The organism is [Clostridium] polysaccharolyticum, assembly GCF_900111595.1.
Classification (GTDB): domain Bacteria; phylum Bacillota; class Clostridia; order Lachnospirales; family Lachnospiraceae; genus Clostridium_AI; species Clostridium_AI polysaccharolyticum.
This window is the reverse complement of record NZ_FOHN01000032.1, coordinates 14760-31501: the sequence shown is the minus strand read 5'-3', so window position 1 is coordinate 31501 and position 16742 is coordinate 14760. Positions and strand designations below refer to the sequence as shown.

Annotated in this window: 18 protein-coding genes; 17 read left to right on the top strand and 1 reads right to left on the bottom strand. The window is 36.0% G+C overall.

Going from position 1 to position 16742, the window contains the following annotated elements; all coding sequences use genetic code 11:
- Positions 1-197 precede the first annotated feature (197 nt).
- From BMY85_RS13885 to BMY85_RS13825, 13 genes are all read left to right on the top strand, one after another.
- Complete coding sequence (locus BMY85_RS13885) at positions 198-416, top strand: hypothetical protein (RefSeq protein ID WP_092478865.1); 219 nt, start codon at positions 198-200, stop codon at positions 414-416.
- A gap of 172 nt (positions 417-588) precedes the next feature.
- Positions 589-876, top strand: a complete 288-nt coding sequence (yhbY, locus tag BMY85_RS13880; RefSeq protein WP_092478864.1) for a ribosome assembly RNA-binding protein YhbY — start codon at positions 589-591, stop codon at positions 874-876.
- Positions 877-888: 12 nt separating this feature from the next.
- Positions 889-1524 (top strand): nicotinate-nucleotide adenylyltransferase, encoded by a 636-nt coding sequence (gene nadD, locus BMY85_RS13875; RefSeq protein ID WP_242939747.1) that lies wholly within the window; start codon positions 889-891, stop codon positions 1522-1524.
- Positions 1525-1545: 21 nt separating this feature from the next.
- Positions 1546-2139: a bis(5'-nucleosyl)-tetraphosphatase (symmetrical) YqeK gene (gene yqeK / locus BMY85_RS13870; protein WP_092478863.1), complete on the top strand. Its 594-nt coding sequence runs from the start codon at positions 1546-1548 to the stop codon at positions 2137-2139.
- Entirely contained in the window at positions 2140-2496 is a 357-nt protein-coding gene (gene rsfS, locus BMY85_RS13865; protein ID WP_092478862.1) for a ribosome silencing factor, read from the top strand.
- Positions 2497-2720: 224 nt separating this feature from the next.
- On the top strand, positions 2721-4010 hold the full coding sequence (locus tag BMY85_RS13860) for an MFS transporter (RefSeq protein WP_092478861.1): 1290 nt from the start codon (positions 2721-2723) through the stop codon (positions 4008-4010).
- A gap of 211 nt (positions 4011-4221) precedes the next feature.
- Positions 4222-5670 carry an acyl-CoA carboxylase subunit beta gene (locus tag BMY85_RS13855; protein WP_092478860.1) on the top strand — a complete coding sequence of 483 codons (1449 nt, stop codon included), beginning with the start codon at positions 4222-4224 and terminating at the stop codon, positions 5668-5670.
- Positions 5671-5685: 15 nt separating this feature from the next.
- Complete coding sequence (locus tag BMY85_RS13850) at positions 5686-6459, top strand: OadG family transporter subunit (RefSeq protein WP_092478859.1); 774 nt, start codon at positions 5686-5688, stop codon at positions 6457-6459.
- Between the two features lie 32 nt (positions 6460-6491).
- Entirely contained in the window at positions 6492-6845 is a 354-nt protein-coding gene (locus tag BMY85_RS13845; protein WP_092478858.1) for a biotin/lipoyl-containing protein, read from the top strand.
- A 52-nt stretch (positions 6846-6897) separates the two neighbouring features.
- Positions 6898-8022, top strand: a complete 1125-nt coding sequence (locus BMY85_RS13840; protein ID WP_092478857.1) for a sodium ion-translocating decarboxylase subunit beta — start codon at positions 6898-6900, stop codon at positions 8020-8022.
- A gap of 86 nt (positions 8023-8108) precedes the next feature.
- Positions 8109-9521, top strand: coding sequence for an oxaloacetate decarboxylase subunit alpha (locus BMY85_RS13835; protein ID WP_092478856.1), 1413 nt, complete (start codon positions 8109-8111; stop codon positions 9519-9521).
- A 231-nt stretch (positions 9522-9752) separates the two neighbouring features.
- The gene (locus tag BMY85_RS13830) at positions 9753-11639 is read left to right on the top strand and encodes an OPT family oligopeptide transporter (protein WP_092478855.1); all 1887 of its coding nucleotides are present in this window, start codon (positions 9753-9755) and stop codon (positions 11637-11639) included.
- A gap of 4 nt (positions 11640-11643) precedes the next feature.
- A complete protein-coding gene (locus BMY85_RS13825) occupies positions 11644-11997 on the top strand; it encodes a PqqD family protein (RefSeq protein WP_092478854.1) in 354 nt (117 codons plus the stop codon).
- 54 nt (positions 11998-12051) lie between these two features.
- Here the strand turns inward: BMY85_RS13825 and BMY85_RS13820 are convergent, their stop codons facing one another.
- Positions 12052-12639 carry a DUF3298 and DUF4163 domain-containing protein gene (locus tag BMY85_RS13820; protein ID WP_242939748.1) on the bottom strand — a complete coding sequence of 196 codons (588 nt, stop codon included), beginning with the start codon at positions 12637-12639 and terminating at the stop codon, positions 12052-12054.
- Between BMY85_RS13820 and BMY85_RS15965 the strand changes: the two genes are divergently transcribed.
- From BMY85_RS15965 to ylxM, 4 genes are all read left to right on the top strand, one after another.
- Positions 12592-12738: a hypothetical protein gene (locus tag BMY85_RS15965; protein ID WP_242939749.1), complete on the top strand. Its 147-nt coding sequence runs from the start codon at positions 12592-12594 to the stop codon at positions 12736-12738. The genes BMY85_RS13820 and BMY85_RS15965 overlap by 48 nt on opposite strands.
- A 413-nt stretch (positions 12739-13151) precedes the next feature.
- Complete coding sequence (locus BMY85_RS13815; protein ID WP_092478852.1) at positions 13152-14501, top strand: condensation domain-containing protein; 1350 nt, start codon at positions 13152-13154, stop codon at positions 14499-14501.
- A gap of 293 nt (positions 14502-14794) precedes the next feature.
- Positions 14795-16252, top strand: a complete 1458-nt coding sequence (locus tag BMY85_RS13810; RefSeq protein WP_092478851.1) for a methyl-accepting chemotaxis protein — start codon at positions 14795-14797, stop codon at positions 16250-16252.
- A gap of 141 nt (positions 16253-16393) precedes the next feature.
- Positions 16394-16738 carry a YlxM family DNA-binding protein gene (gene ylxM / locus BMY85_RS13805; RefSeq protein ID WP_330387312.1) on the top strand — a complete coding sequence of 115 codons (345 nt, stop codon included), beginning with the start codon at positions 16394-16396 and terminating at the stop codon, positions 16736-16738.
- Positions 16739-16742 lie beyond the last annotated feature (4 nt).

Sequence of the window (16742 nt, the reverse complement as noted above, 5' to 3'; positions counted from 1 at the left end):
TCACCAGAATCGTTAATTGACTTATGGGAATGGTTTGAAGATAAAATTGTGGAAGAAAAAATGACGGATGAAGAAATAGAAAAAATGATGGAAGGGAAAAACAAATACGAAAGGGAAATGATTAAAGACGTTAATACAAAACTGTCAACCTTACCCTAGTAATAGCACTTGATATAGCAACGTATTTTGGAGAAACCATGATCCATAACCATCCTGTGATTTACTGGAGGTATAAAACAAAACCTAAAAAGCTGATTGGAGCAAACCAGCCTATGCTGTTAGGATTTGAACATGGTGAATTATCATTAGAACAAAGAAATGCGGTTATGGTGTGTATTCGTAGATCTCTTAGGAAAAGAAATAAAATGGAGCTGTATGAAATATATGAAATAAATGAAAGGCATGTAAAAGAATAAGAAAAAACTTAGAAGTGCTATACCAGAAACGTGTAGCACTTCTTTTGTAATGACTAGATAAGAAAAATAATGTCTCGTCTGGCAGTACAATTTCCTTATTGAAAAATATCCAATATAATGATAAAATAAAATATTATGTGATTTAAGCAAAAGCTTAAGAAAAGAGGTAAACATGACAAGCAAGCAAAGAGCATATTTAAAAGGACTGGCAATGAACATGGATTCCATTTTCCAGATAGGAAAATCAAGCCTTACTCCTGAAGTAACAGAAGCGGTTTCGGAAGCACTTGAGGCTAGGGAACTGATTAAAATCAGTGTTTTAAAAAATTGTATAGATGATCCAAGAAGCATTGCACAAGTAATAGCAGAACGTACCAAATCTGAAGTTGTTCAAGTTATTGGAAAGAAGATAGTTTTATATAAAGAATCGAAAAACAAGAAAAAAATTCAGTTACCATAAGGGTGTGAGACTGTGAACAAAAAGCAGCGGGTTGGAATTATGGGCGGAACGTTCAATCCGATTCATTTAGGACATGTTATTACAGGCGAATGTGCAAGAAAGCAGTTTGCACTGGACGAAGTGGTATTTATGCCATCTAAGAATCCGCCGCATAAGGTGATAAAAGAGCAGGTTTCTTTTACAGACAGGTCCAATATGGTGAAGCTGGCCATACAGGATAACCCCTGTTTTACATTTTCTGATATGGAATTTCAACGAGAGGGAGTTACTTATACGGTGGATACTTTGCGGGAACTACATCAAATAGATGAAAACCGAGAATACTATTTTATAATAGGGGCAGATTCTTTGTTTGATTTTGAAAAATGGAGGGAGCCAGAAAGCATTCTTTCGCTGGCAACTATTTTAGCAGCATCCCGCTATGGAATTCCAGAAGAGAAGCTGTTAAGCCAGATTAATTATCTTACGGATAGATATGGCGGTACAATTCAAGTTGTGCATATGCCGACTATCGGGATTTCCTCAAGCGGCATCCGCCAGATGAGGAAAAATGGTGAAGATGTCCGTTATTTCGTAGATGAGAAAGTCCGCTATTATATGGAAGAACACAAACTGTATTTAGAAAACAGCATTACAAGGAAAAAATAGTGCCAGAAAGGATTGTTTCCTATGAAAAACAAAGAGGATTTCTTAAATCAGGTAATGAAAGATATGAAAGAAAGCCTGCCAGCAAAAAGGTACAAACATACATTAGGTGTTGCGTATACAGCAGCATCTATGGCAATGTGCCATAAGGAGGATATGGAGGATGCATTTTTAGCCGGCCTTCTTCATGACAGTGCCAAGTACTTTAGTGACAAAAAAATGATTGAGGCATGTGAACAGAAGGGCCTGCCTATTAGTGATGTGGAGAGAAGAAATCCTTATCTTCTTCATGGAAAGGTAGGAGCGAGTATTGCCAAGGAGAAATATCATATAGAAAGAGATGATATTTTGAATGCAATTACTTACCATACAACCGGCCGTCCTGATATGTCTTTGCTGGAACAGATTATTTTTGCTGCAGATTATATAGAACCAGGCAGAATGAGGATAGAGGGATTAGAAGCTGTACGCCATCTGGCTTTTCACGATTTGGAGGAATGTATCAGGACTATTTTGCAGCAGACCATAGAGTATTTAAGCACTCAAGAGGGAAAAGAGATAGATGAAACAACTTTAGAGACGTATTCCTATTACATGAATATCGAAAGGAGAATTTGAATGGATAGTTCAAAGCAAATGGCAAGATTAGCCTATGAGGCATTAGAGGATAAAAAAGGGGAAGACATTAAAGTTATCAAAGTAGATGAGATCTCCATATTGGCAGATTATTTTATTATATCTAACGGTACGAATGCTTCTCAGGTACAGGCATTGGTTGACAGTGTGGAAGAAAAACTTGGGAAAGAAGGTTTCAATCCAAAAAGAATGGAAGGCATCGGCAATAGCAGCTGGGTACTTATGGATTATGGCGATGTTATTGTACACATTTTTTCCAAGGAAGACAGGCTGTTTTATGATTTGGAGAGAATCTGGAGAGATGGCATGGATATATCGAAGGAAGATTTGGGCTTATAGGCAATAATTGGAATATTAAAACTATGATGAGGCTTGGGAGTGTCGTTCTAGAGATTTGAAAAAATCGCTAAACGGCATTTTTTCTGATTAAAATGGAGAAAAATAAAATTGTGGAAAACGCAAGTCTTAATAAGCTTGAAGAAGAATGATAAATAATGTAAAATATAATCTGGTCTAGGAATAAAGGAAAATATACTTGAACTCATAAAAAGAAGGGAAAATATATGAAAAAGGAAAGTACAAAAAATTACATACTATTTTGGCTTAGCCAGGCAGTTTCAGAACTGGGAAGCATGATGACAAGCTATGCTCTGATTATATGGGTTTATCAGAAATATGGTTCCGTCATGCAAGTTTCTTTGCTGACTTTTTTTACATTTGCACCTAAAACACTAGTAAGCATTTTTGCAGGAAATTTTGTGGATAAACATGATAAAAAGAAGATTATTATGATTACGGATTCTTGTTCTGCTATCTGTTCCTTTTTTATATGCGTCTTAATGTACAGACATCAGATGAACCTTATGTACATATATCTGATTAATTTTGCACTAGGGGTTTTTGAAGCACTGCAGTCACCTGCTTCCTCTGTGGCATTTGGAATTATAGTGCCAAAGGAGAAATATGAAAAAATGTGCGGTTTAAGTTCCGTATCGGAAAACCTGACTACGGTATTATATCCAATGCTTGCAAGTTCCCTTATGGGATTTCTGGGAATCCCAGCAGTTCTTGTTTTTGATATTGCGACGTTCTTTTTTGCAGTATCCATTATGCTGTTTTTCATTACGATTCCGAACCGTATAGAAGAGGAAAAGAAGAAAGATGGCATGTTGTATGGATTTAAGGAAGGCATTCGGTATTTAAAAGAAAAGAAAGGAATTTTATATATAATTATTTATATGGTGCTGCTGAATTTCCTTTCTAGGCTTTCTTATGAAAATATTCTTTCAGCCATGATTCTGGCACGAAGTAATAATAATGAATATGTGCTAGGGATTGTTACTTCATTGATTGGTGCTGCTGGCATTGCTGGAGGGCTGATTGTAAGTATTGTAAAAATGCCAAGAAATAAAGTGAAAATGCTGTTTTATTCAGCAGCAGTCTCTTTTTTATTTGGGGATCTGCTTATGGCACTGGGCAGAAATGTATATGTGTGGAGCATTGCCGGAATAGCAGCAAGTCTTCCGATACCTTTTGTGTCAGCAGCACATTACGTACTTATTTATAGTAATGTGAAAGAAGAAATACAAGGACGGGTCTTTGCTGTAAGAAATGCCATGAAGTTTGTTGCAATCCCCCTTGGCATTCTTTTAGGAGGAGCATTATCACAATATGTATTTGAACCTATGCTTCAAAAAAGAACAGGTTTGGCCCGTATGCTGATTTATGTGCTTGGAAATGCGGAGGGGACTGGCATGGCTGTTATGTTTTTATGTACAGGCGTTACAGGCTTTACAATATGTATGCTTTTTGCCAACAGCAAAATGATTCAGATACTGAATCCAGAAGTATAAAAGAAAAGATGCTTTGTTTCGTGTGAAAACAATAGAGACAAAGCATTTTTGTAATTTTGTGAAGAAAATATCAATATAAGCTTGCTATTTTGCTGTAAATAAGATAAAATTATAATCGGCAGAAAATTGGTTTTACTTTTAACCAGTAAGAATTTCCGCAGAAAATTGTGGTAACTTATTGTCAATATAAAATACAAATGGAGGGCTGAACATGAGTAATACAGCACAGACGTCAGCAATAGACAGAATTCATTTATTGCTAGACGATAATAGTTTTGTTGAAATTGGTGCTCAGATCACAAACAGAAGCACAGATTTTAACATGCAAGGAAAATCAGTTCCCGGAGATGGTGTCATCACCGGTTATGGTGTAATTGATGGAAACGTAGTATATGTTTACAGTCAGGATGCCAGCGCATTAGGAGGCTCAATTGGCGAAATGCATGCCAGAAAAATTGCACAAATATACGATCTTGCATTAAAGATGGGTGCACCAGTCATTGGATTAGTTGATTGTGCAGGATTGAGATTACAGGAAGCTGCAGATGCCCTGGCAGGTTTTGGAACACTTTACTTAAAACAGACAATGGCTTCAGGCGTGATTCCGCAGATTACAGCCGTATTCGGTTCCTGTGGCGGCGGTTCTGCTGTTTCTGCATCTTTAAGTGATTTTACTTTTATGGCAGAAAAAGGTTCAAAATTATTTGTGAACTCACCAAACGTATTGGAAGGCAATTACACAGAAAAATGTGATACAAGTGCAGCAGGCTTTAAAGCAGAGTCAGGTGTGGCTGATTTTGTAGAAGAAGATGAAACAGCTGTATTAAATCAGATCCGTACCCTGGTAACAATTTTGCCTTGCAATAACGAAGATGATGATTCTTTTGATGAATGTAATGACGATTTAAACCGCCTTACATATTTAGCAGATTCAAAAGACAGTGCAAAAGCATTGGCAGACATTTCCGATGATAATTTCTTTATGGAAGTAAAGAAAGACTTTGCAAAAGAAATGGTTACAGGTTTCATCCGTTTAAATGGAGCAACTGTAGGTGCTGTTGCAAACCGTACAGCTCTTATTGATGAAGAAGGAAAAACTACAGAAAAATTTGATGGCACGCTTACTACAAAAGGATGTCAAAAAGCTGCACAGTTTGTAAACTTCTGTGATGCATTTAACATTCCTGTTCTTTCCTTGACAGATGCTGCTGGCTATAAGGCCTGCACATGCGAAGAAAAAACAATTGCAAAAGCAGCTGCAGGATTAACGTATGCATTTGCTAATGCTACAGTTCCTAAAGTAAACGTAGTAACTGGGAAGGCTATGGGAAGTGCATATATTACAATGAATTCAAAACATATCGGTGCAGATATGGTGTTTGCTTTTGAAAATGCAAAAATTGGCATGATGGATGCAAAAGAAGCAGTTAAAATCATGTATGCGGATGAAATAAAGAATGCAAAGGACAAGGCTTCTTTTGTAAATGAAAAAGCAAGGGAATATGATTCCTTACAGTCCAGCGTGCAGGCTGCAGCAGGCCGTGGCTATGTAGATGCGGTTATAGCTCCGGCTGATGCAAGAAAGAATTTATTATACGCATTTGATATGCTATTCACAAAAAGAGAGAATCGTCCAAGCAAAAAGCATGGTACGGTTTAGAATGAGGTGATCAGAATGAAAAAGAAACTTACGTTGCTTTTGTCTTTGGTGCTTTGTATGATTTTTGTGGTCGGATGCGGGAAAGCCAAAGAAGAAAAACCTTCTTTGACCGAGGATGCGAAACAGCTTATTGAAACAAATATGACACAGAACTTTGAACAGTGGGCAGGATTTGATTTCTCAATTGTATATAACGATAAAATCCAATATGATAAAGAAACCCGCGCACAGTATAAAGCCTGGGGTGATTTAAGAGATAAACTTGGCCAGTTAAAAGGCCAGACAGATGTTGACATTAAAGAACCGGTATATGAAGCAGAGACAGAGCAGTATTTTGTAACGGCAGATATGTTTGGTGAATTTGAAAAAGGAAAAATTAAATTTTCCGTCACATTTGATATGAATGGCAATATCAAACAAGGTACTACTCTTCAGGTTCAGGAAGAAGAAACTGCTTCACAGATTATGTCCAAAGCAGGCCTGAATACGTTAATGGGTATGGGAACTGTATTTGTAATCTTGATCTTAATCAGTTTAGTTATCGGCAGTTTTGGTTTTGTTGGAAAACAGCAGGCTAAAAAAGCAGCAGCAGTGAAAGCCAGTGAGACAGCACCACCACCACAGCCAATGACACCAGCACCAGTAGAAGAAGATGTAACGGATGATTTAGAATTAGTTGCAGTTATTACCGCAGCTATTATGGCATCTATGGGAGAGGAAGCACCAGCAGAAGGCTTAGTGGTTCGCTCTATTAAGAAACGTAATGCTAGCAAATGGAAAAATGCTTAAGAATGGATACATGGAAATAGGAGGAAAAAACAATGAAAACATATACAATTACAGTGAATGGAAATGTTTATGATGTTACAGTAGAAGAAGGCGGACAGGGAAGTGCTCCAGCAGCACCAAAGGCAGCAGCACCAAAAGCGGCAGCACCAAAGGCAGCAGCAGGTACTCAGGGCGGAGTAAAAGTAAATGCTCCAATGCCAGGTAAAATCCTAGGTGTAAAAGCAGACCCAGGCCAGGCAGTGAAAAAAGGTGATGTTTTATTAATCCTTGAAGCTATGAAGATGGAAAACGAAGTAGTTGCTCCAAGTGATGGAACAGTGGCAAGCATTAATGTTTCTGTTGGTGACATGGTTGAATCAGGAGATGTATTGGCTACATTAAACTAAGCATCTTACAAATGGGAATTCCCGAAAATATAACTGGGAGGTTAGAAACAAGATGGATTACGTGTTAAATACGCTGGATAACCTTTTACAACAGACAGCATTTGCTTCCTTAAGCTGGGGAAACTATCTGATGATTGTTGTAGCGTGTTTCTTCTTATATCTGGCGATTAAAAAAGGATATGAACCATTGCTTTTAGTACCAATTGCATTTGGTATGTTATTAGTAAATATGTATCCGGATATTATGAGTGATACTGGTTTGCTTCATTATTTTTATAAATTAGACGAATGGAGCATTCTTCCTTCACTTATTTTCTTGGGTGTTGGTGCTATGACTGACTTCGGTCCGCTGATTGCTAACCCAATGAGCTTTTTACTTGGTGCTGCGGCACAGTTTGGTATTTTCGCAGCTTACTTAGCAGCCATTGCTTTGAAATTCAACAACAAAGCAGCTGCAGCAATTTCAATTATCGGTGGTGCAGATGGCCCTACATCTATTTTCCTTGCAGGTAAATTAGGACAGACAGAATATATGGGACCGATTGCAGTAGCAGCATATTCTTATATGTCTTTAGTACCTATTATCCAGCCGCCGATTATGAAACTGCTTACAACAAAAAAAGAACGTGAAATCAAAATGGAACAATTACGTCCAGTGTCAAAGCTTGAGAAAATCTTATTCCCAATCGTTGTTACAATCGTAGTTGTTATGATACTTCCTACAACAGCACCTTTGGTTGGTATGTTAATGTTAGGAAATTTATTTAAAGAATCCGGTGTTGTAAAACAGTTAGCAGAAACAGCATCCAATGCTTTGATGTATATTGTCGTTATCTTGCTTGGTACTTCTGTTGGTGCAACAACAAGTGCAGAAGCTTTCTTAAAAGTAACAACACTTAAAATCGTTGTGTTAGGTCTGATTGCATTTGCAATTGGAACAGCAGCAGGTGTATTATTTGGTAAGTTAATGTGCATTTTAACACATGGAAAAGTAAATCCTTTAATTGGTTCTGCTGGTGTATCTGCCGTACCTATGGCTGCCCGTGTATCACAGAAAGTTGGTTCGGAAGCGGATCCTACAAACTTCCTGCTCATGCATGCTATGGGACCGAATGTTGCTGGTGTTATTGGAACAGCAGTTGCAGCAGGTGTATTTATGGCGATATTTGGTGTGTAGAAAGAGCTGACATGGATTATTATAAAATAGCTTAATTCTAAGCAAATCAGGCCTATGTGTCTGAAGACCATTAAGGAGGGTAAAAAATGGCTGCAGAAAAGAAGCCCGTTAAAATTACGGAAACAATATTACGTGATGCGCATCAGTCGTTGATCGCAACAAGAATGACAACAGAGCAGATGTTGCCGATTATAGAAAAAATGGATAAAGTAGGATATCATTCGGTAGAATGCTGGGGTGGTGCTACGTTTGATGCATCTTTAAGATTTTTAAAGGAAGATCCATGGGAAAGACTTAGAAAGTTAAGGGCTGGATTTAAAAATACAAAGCTTCAGATGTTATTTAGAGGCCAGAATATTTTGGGATACCGTCATTATGCGGATGATGTAGTAGAATATTTTGTACAGAAATCCATTGCAAATGGAATTGACATTATTCGTATCTTTGACTGTTTAAATGACTTAAGAAACCTTGAAACTGCTGTTAAAGCAGCCAATAAGGAAAAAGGCCATGCACAGATTGCATTAAGCTACACTTTGGGTGATGCTTACACATTGGATTATTGGAAACAAAAAGCGAAAGATATTGAATCCATGGGTGCAGATTCCATCTGCATCAAAGACATGGCAGGTCTTTTAGTGCCAAATAAAGCAACTGAGTTAGTAACGGAACTGAAGAAATCTGTTAAGATTCCAATTCAGTTACATACACACTATACATCTGGTGTTGCTGCTATGACATATATGAAAGCAGTGGAAGCTGGATGTGATGTAATTGATACTGCAATGTCTCCATTTGCTATGGGAACAAGCCAGCCAGCTACAGAAGTCATGGTGGAAGCATTCAAAGGTTCCCAATACGATACAGGTTTTGATCAGAACTTATTAGCGGAAATTGCGGATTATTTCAGGCCAATGCGTGATGATGCACTTGCAAGTGGATTATTAAATCCAAAGGTAATGGGTGTTGATATTAAGACTTTATTATATCAGGTACCTGGTGGCATGTTATCCAACATGGTTAGTCAGTTAAAGGAGCAGCATGCAGAGGATAAATACTATGAAGTATTAAAAGAAATTCCTCGTGTACGTAAAGATCTTGGTGAACCACCACTAGTTACACCATCTTCTCAGATTGTTGGTACTCAGGCTGTGTTAAACGTGGTCATGGGTGAACGGTATAAGATGATGACAAAAGAAACAAAGGCAGTGTTACATGGCGACTATGGACAGACAGCAAAACCTTTTAACAAAGAAGTGCAGAAAAAAGCATTAGGGGATGAAAAACCAATTACTTGCCGTCCTGCGGATTTATTAAAACCTGAATTAGATAAGATTAAGAGTGAAATGAATCCAGAATGGATCCAGCAAGATGAAGATGTATTGTCTTATGCTTTATTTCCACAAGTTGCAACAGAGTTTTTCAAGTATAGAGAAGCTCAGCAGACAGGTGTGGATGCAAAGGCTGCAGACACAAAAAATGGAGCTTATCCAGTATAAAAATAAATGGGGAAAAGGGCTGTCCAGTGTGACAGCTCTTTTTCTATGTCAGTTTTAAGAGAAACTTTGCATAAGTGATTGATAGAAAAATATCTATGTTGCAATTCTGCATAAAAATATGTAAAATAGTATAGACTATTCTGTTTGTACACTTTAGTAAGTTAATGCAATAGCAGAATGTATAAATATCCATAGTTTTTAACATTATAATAATTACATCGGAGGTAGGTTATGGAGAAGAAGGAACGAGAGTTTAAACCATTTATATCAGCAGACAAGGATATTTCTGAATTAACAGTAACATCTGTCCTTTTAGGAATCATCTTAGCGGTGGTGTTTGGAGCGGCCAATGCATATTTAGGGCTGCGTGTAGGCATGACGGTATCAGCTTCCATTCCAGCTGCTGTTATTTCTATGGGCGTAATGAGAATTATCTTAAAAAGGGAATCTATTTTGGAAAATAACATGGTCCAGACAATTGGTTCAGCAGGCGAATCCGTTGCTGCCGGGGCAATCTTTACAATTCCAGCATTGTTTATGTGGGCAACAGAATATGGCAAGACAGCACCATCATTAATAGAGATTACATTAATTGCTGCGCTAGGTGGTATTCTAGGTATTTTATTTATGGTTCCACTTAGAAAAGCGTTAATTGTGAAGGAACATGGTGTACTTCCTTATCCAGAAGGAACAGCTTGTTCAGAGGTGCTTTTAGCTGGTGAAGAAGGTGGAGCTTCTGCTGCAGCTGTGTTCTGGGGACTTGGAATTGCGAGTATCTATAAATTTGTAACAGATGGTATTAAATTATTTCCTAGTGAAGTAGATTATTCTTTTAAGAAATTTAAAGGAGCAGGTTTTGGTGCAGATGTTCTTCCAGCATTAGTAAGTGTTGGTTATATTTGTGGCATTAAAATTTCAACGGTAATGTTTGCTGGTGGTGCATTAGGATGGTTTGTGTTAATGCCGCTTATTTCTATGTTTGGCGGGGATACAGTACTTTTTCCAAGTGATGTTGCAATTTCTGCAATGGGTACATGGGCTATATGGAAAAGCTATATCAAATATATTGGTGCAGGTGCAGTAGCAGCAGGCGGTATTATCAGCTTAATTAAATCAATGCCACTAATTGTTTCAACTTTTGGCAAGGCAATGAAAGATTATGGAAATAAGGAATTCGGGGATAGTTCTGTCAGGACAGATGCTGATATCCCTATGAAACACATTTTAGTAGCAATTGTTGCAATCGCAGTCGTTATGTGGTTAGTTCCTGCACTTCCAGTAAACTTCTTCGGTGCTTTAATTATTATCATATTTGGTTTCTTCTTTGCTACCGTATCTGCTCGTCTAGTAGGTCTAGTAGGAAGCAGTAACAACCCAGTATCTGGTATGACCATTGCAACTTTATTAGTAGCAACCTTATTCTTAAAATATACAGGTCAGACTGGATATGCAGGAATGGTTTCTGCAATCGCAATCGGTTCTGTAATCTGTATTATCGCTGCCATTTCCGGTGATACTTCACAGGATTTAAAAACTGGTTATATTTTAGGGGCTACACCTAAGAAACAGCAGATTGGTGAAATCATTGGTGTTATTGCCGCTTCTATTGCAATCGGTGGAGTGTTATATCTGTTAAATGCAGCTTGGACGTTTGATTCAGCTGAATTACCAGCACCTCAGGCCGTTTTAATGAAAATGATTGTAGAAGGTGTTATGAATGCAAACCTTCCATGGGGGTTAGTTGGAGCTGGTGCTTGTTTAGCCGTTGTAATTGAATTGTTAGGAATTCCTGTTTTGCCATTTGCAGTAGGTTTATACCTTCCAGTACATTTAAGTGCTGGTATCATGGCTGGTGGTCTTATTCGTTTTGTAGTAGAAAAGAAAAATAAAGACGTAGAACCAGGTATTTTATTCTCATCAGGTATGATTGCTGGTGAAGGTCTGGTAGGTATTTTGCTTGCGGTATTTGCTCTGATTCCAGCAGGAAAGCAAACATTAGCTCAAGTAATTGATATCTCAGGCAGTTTCTCATTGGGAATGGCAGGTTCTGTAATCTGTTTTGCAGGTTTGGCTGCACTTTTATATTATTTTGCAGCAGGAAAGAAGGAAAGCAAATAGGAATATGAAGAAGAAAAACAAAGGTGAAGTAAACTTTTTGGACTTTATTCCCGTAAAGTCAGAGGCTCAAAAGTTCAAAGAAAATGAAGATGGAAATATTGTTATGTGTGTAGAACGTAAGTCCATATATGATAAACTTGCGAGAATATTAAGAAAGAAAACTCCGAAATTCTCTTATTATACATTAGATGCGCTTGGCAGTTTTGTCTGGCGGCAGATAGATGGCACAAAAGATGTATATGAGATAGGACGTCTTGTAAAGGAAGAATTTGCAGAAGAAGCGGAACCTTTGTACGAACGCCTTGCAAAGTTCATTCAGATATTAGAAATGAATCGATTTGTTGAATATAAGAAATAGAAAACAGCTGGTATATGTAGTTATTACGTATGCCAGCTGTTTTTTAATCGGATTTTAGAGTTCGTATTTAAATTTCACAAGCCCACTTGCATATGGTGCAATTTCGTAGGGATTAAAGAAAATGATGACATTCCCCTCTTTTATATAAAAATGAAAAGATTCTAAAGGCATATTTTTTACTATGTCTATTGCATTTGAATCGTATTCATCTGGTTTTGAATGGATTTCTCCTATTAGAAAGTTCTTTATGGTTTTCTCTGTATTGGCTTTTGAACTTAAAAAGAGGTTACTTAAGGAGAGCTGTTTGCCTGTATTTAAGGAAAAAGTATGGGCTTCGTAGTAGCTGTCAGGATGTGCTCCACCTGCGTATTCGTATGTATTCTCCAGAATGCTTATAAAATTGCTGGACAGATAGGTTATTTCAAAGGTGTGATCGTAGGCGTAGGAAGTATTCAGAGGGATTGTGCCAGTGACTGCAAGATCACGAAGAGACGCAATTTTTTTGTAATCGGTGAAGTATTTATCAAGGTAAAATGTATTCATAGCAGCTGATTGTGTAAAAGTGCTGGTGAACTGGGGAAAAGAATAGAAGGCATGAAAAACTTCAGTTCCATTTTTGCAGGTATACGTTGCATTGGTTATGTGGAGGATTTTGTTGGGAAGCAGTTTCTGGATCTGGATGGAAACTGTCTGTATTTTGCTTTGACTGGCAAAGCAGATAAAAAAAGTAAAGGAAAATAGTAAGGAGAGTAGAAAAAATAAACTTTTTTTCATAGCAGCGTTTATAAAAAAAACAGTTATTAATTATTCTATTTTATGTTTTGTTACTTTATGACAAAAGCGTTTGTTAATTTCATATAAAAAGAGTCGGACCTTTATAGTACATGTACGAAAACTTAGTTATTTATTTTAACAATACTTATATTTTATGGACTTAGATGTTTAAATTTACCCTAAAGCATGATTTAGAAATGTAAAAAATATTAAAAACATTGAAAATAACATAACTAATGTTGAAAATAACAACATAATAGGAAGGATTCCTTGTTGATGAAGGTGTTCAATGCTATAATAAATTCAATCAAAGAACGAAGTAACAAATCAAAAGGTAGTTTTGGTTTTTAAGAGAAGATGAAAAAGAAAGGGTGTTTAAAATGATTACAAAACTTCAAACAGGAAGAAATTTTTTATTTAATCCAGTTTCTACTGAGATATTTAATTTTAAAATTTTAGGAAATCCATCAATTGAGGCACTTAAAGCTTCAATATCTAATGCAGTATTAAATTATCAGATCTTAAATTGCCGTATTCTGGGTGATATTGATGGAGAATATTATTTTGTACCAAAAGAGTCAGTTAATGAGCCATACATAGAAGTCAGAGACTATGAATTATCTGCAGAAGAATTTACTAATGAGCAGAGCAGTATTCCTTTTGATTTAGCAAAAGGAGAATTTCAGCGTTTTATAATTATTCCAAAATCAGATTACATAGTTATGAACATTGTGCAGCATCACATTGTAGGCGATGGCATGTCATTGCTTATGCTAGTACAGAAGATTATGCAGAATTTAGACACAATAGATAAAAATAATGGAGATTTAGAATTAGAAGTGCCTAATATGGAAAAGATTCAAGTATTGACTAATGATGATATTATGGAGCATGTACGATTAAACGATCTTCTTCAGGCAACAGTAGATAAATTTAACGAAGAGTGGAAAGATGAGAAGATGATATTTAGTTATGAGGAGTTTAAAGAATTTAGTGAAGAGTACTGGAATGACAATCCTATAAAAGTAAGACGTGATTTAGTCAGTGCAGAAGATATGGAAAACATAGTACAATTGTGTCGTGCCGAAGGCATAACCGTAAATTCATTATTGTATACCATAGCTTCCAGAGCCTTTGGAAAGAAAATGAAAATGGGTTATGTTGTAAATTGTCGTACAGATAAATTTTCTTCCTATGGAAATTTTGTTAATTCACTCATTGTGGATTGTTTCTATGATGAGAAATTAAGTTTTTGGGATAATGCCAGAATCATACATAACATTATGAAATGCAATGCTCAAGATTTATCAACTCCTTTACTTGGAACTCTTATTATGAATTCTTTAGATGGAACATTAATAGATGCATCAAACTTTTTACATAAAAAAGGATTTGAACATAAAATAGTGAAGGAGTATGTAGATACACTTTCTTTAGGAGACCAGACTATTCCGTTTTTGTCTAGTAATTTAGGAGTTATCAAGATACCAACTGTATATGGAAAATACCAGATTGATGAATTATATATTGGTTCTCCACTAGATCCTTTGTTAGATTGCAATCTGGGAGTTATTACGGTTAATGGAAAAATGACAATTAATGCAGAGTATATTAATAAAAATGGAATTGATTACAATGATATTCTGGATCAGGTAATTGAAGGGCTGCATGAAGTTGCTTGTGGTGTAGAACAGAATTCATCAGATGAGAGAGAATTACAACTGGTTTAGTTAAAATAATAGTGAATATATAAGGTGGAAGGACTAAGTTAAAATGAGTAAAACTTAGTCCTTTTGCTTTATTCTGAAAAATAGATATATTTCACAAACTTTTTTATTAACATGCAAAAATATTGATTAAAAAAAGTATAAATGATATAATATTACAGATAAAAGCATTTTTGCGTAATTTATTTACATAGCTAAAGAGAGGGGGGTGCTAAGTACGCTGCAGAAGAGTATTTAGTTTATAAGAAAGTACCAACTTGTGAAAGAAAAATAATAACTGAAAAGGGGTAAGTGTTATGGATTTGGCAGAACATCAGATTAAGCGTTGTAGTAAGGTTATTTATGTTACAATACTGATTTTATGTAGTTTTTATATTATGAGTTCATTTTCTTTGAAATTGCAAGGAATTTATTTTGGCTTAGTTGTAGGGTTCACTGTGGTTGATATCATAATTAACACTGTTTTAATTTGGAAATTTGCTAGTGCAAAAAGGGCTTTATATTTAATGTCAATTGTTTTTATGATAAATTATACAGTGGGTTTGCTTATGTTCCCATACATATGCTATTATACGTATATGCTGCCAATAATGTTTGTTGCGATACTGTTTCTTGATGTAAAGTTCATAGGTTCATTGGCAATAGTTACTGAGTTAGTAAATATAATTAATATTGTTTTTAAAACGGTTAATCATGTTGAACTTAATTCGGATGAATATATGTATACATTATTTATGATTATGGTAATGGGTATTGTATTCTGTTTGGCAACAAGGCTCTTGTCTAATTTTATGCGTGAAAGCCAGGAAGAAATTATTGAAAAATCACAAAAAAATGAAAAAACAGCAAATAAAGTAGTTTCAACTGTAACGGAAATTAATGATAAGTTTAATAAAATTATGGAAGAACTGCAGGAAATCAATCGTCAGGCAGAGAATAACAATGTTTCCATGCGTGCAATTGCAGATAGCACAGAGGAAACGGTTAATGAAATTACCCATCAGGCAAATATGACGACAGATATTCAGGATGCGATTGGAAAAACAATGGGTAACGTGGAAACAGTACATAATACAACGGTACAGGTATTAGATATTATTACGAACGGTATTGGGCTGGCACAGGATCTGACGAAACAGTCCCACAGTGTAAATGAAAATACCAATCAGATGTCCGAAATTATCAAAACGCTGGTTGGAAGAGTTCGTGATGTTTCTGAAATTACAAATGCGATTTTATCCATTTCCAATCAGACCAATCTGTTAGCTTTGAATGCATCCATTGAAGCAGCACGTGCTGGTGATGCAGGAAGAGGTTTTGCAGTTGTTGCGGATGAAATTCGTAATTTATCTGATGAAACAAAGACATCAACAGAACAGATTACAGAAATTATAAAGGAATTAGGTCAAGTTACAGACAACACTATGAGAATTCTTGAGGAATCTGTGGAAGGCATTAATAAGCAGAACCAAAAAATTGTTGATGTAAATAAGAGTTTTTCCAGCAGTGGTGACTTTATGAACGATTTGAAGACCTTAGTAGATGGAATTGTAACAGATGTGAATACAATTAATGATTCTAATAAGACGATTGTTAACAGTATTAATCAGTTATCAGCTACAACGGAAGAAATCTCGAGCTGCTCACAGGAAAGTTCTTCTTCTACAGAGACCATTATGGATAAAATTGATGGATTTACAAAAGAAATTCAAGGCGTGTATACTGAACTGGACGAACTTGTAAAGAATATTTAGCTATAATAGTATATTAATTATAAGAAACCTGTTTCATGGAGAACAGGTTTCTTATTTTGTAAAGAAATTTACTTGACAATCATTCTTTAATAGGATATACTACGTAATGTAAAGAAAAAAACTTTACAGGTGGTGCTTAATATGGAATTGGATAATGTAGTAGAGCTTTCGCTGCTTTACGATTTCTACGGTGCCTTACTTAAAGAACATAAGCGTGAGATATTTGAAGATTACATTTTGAATGATTTTTCCTTAAGTGAAATTGCTGCTGAAAAAGGGATGACAAGACAAGGTGTGTATGATATCATTAAACGGAGCAGCAAAGAACTTCGCTTGTATGAAGAAAAGCTCTCATTAGTTCATAAATTTCAGATGACCAAGGAAATGGTGAACCAGATTCAGTCTCTTGCGAAAGAGATTGGCGGGTATAATGAAAATGTAGAAAAAATTCAGCATATTTCAACTAAAATATTAGATGAACTATAGAAGG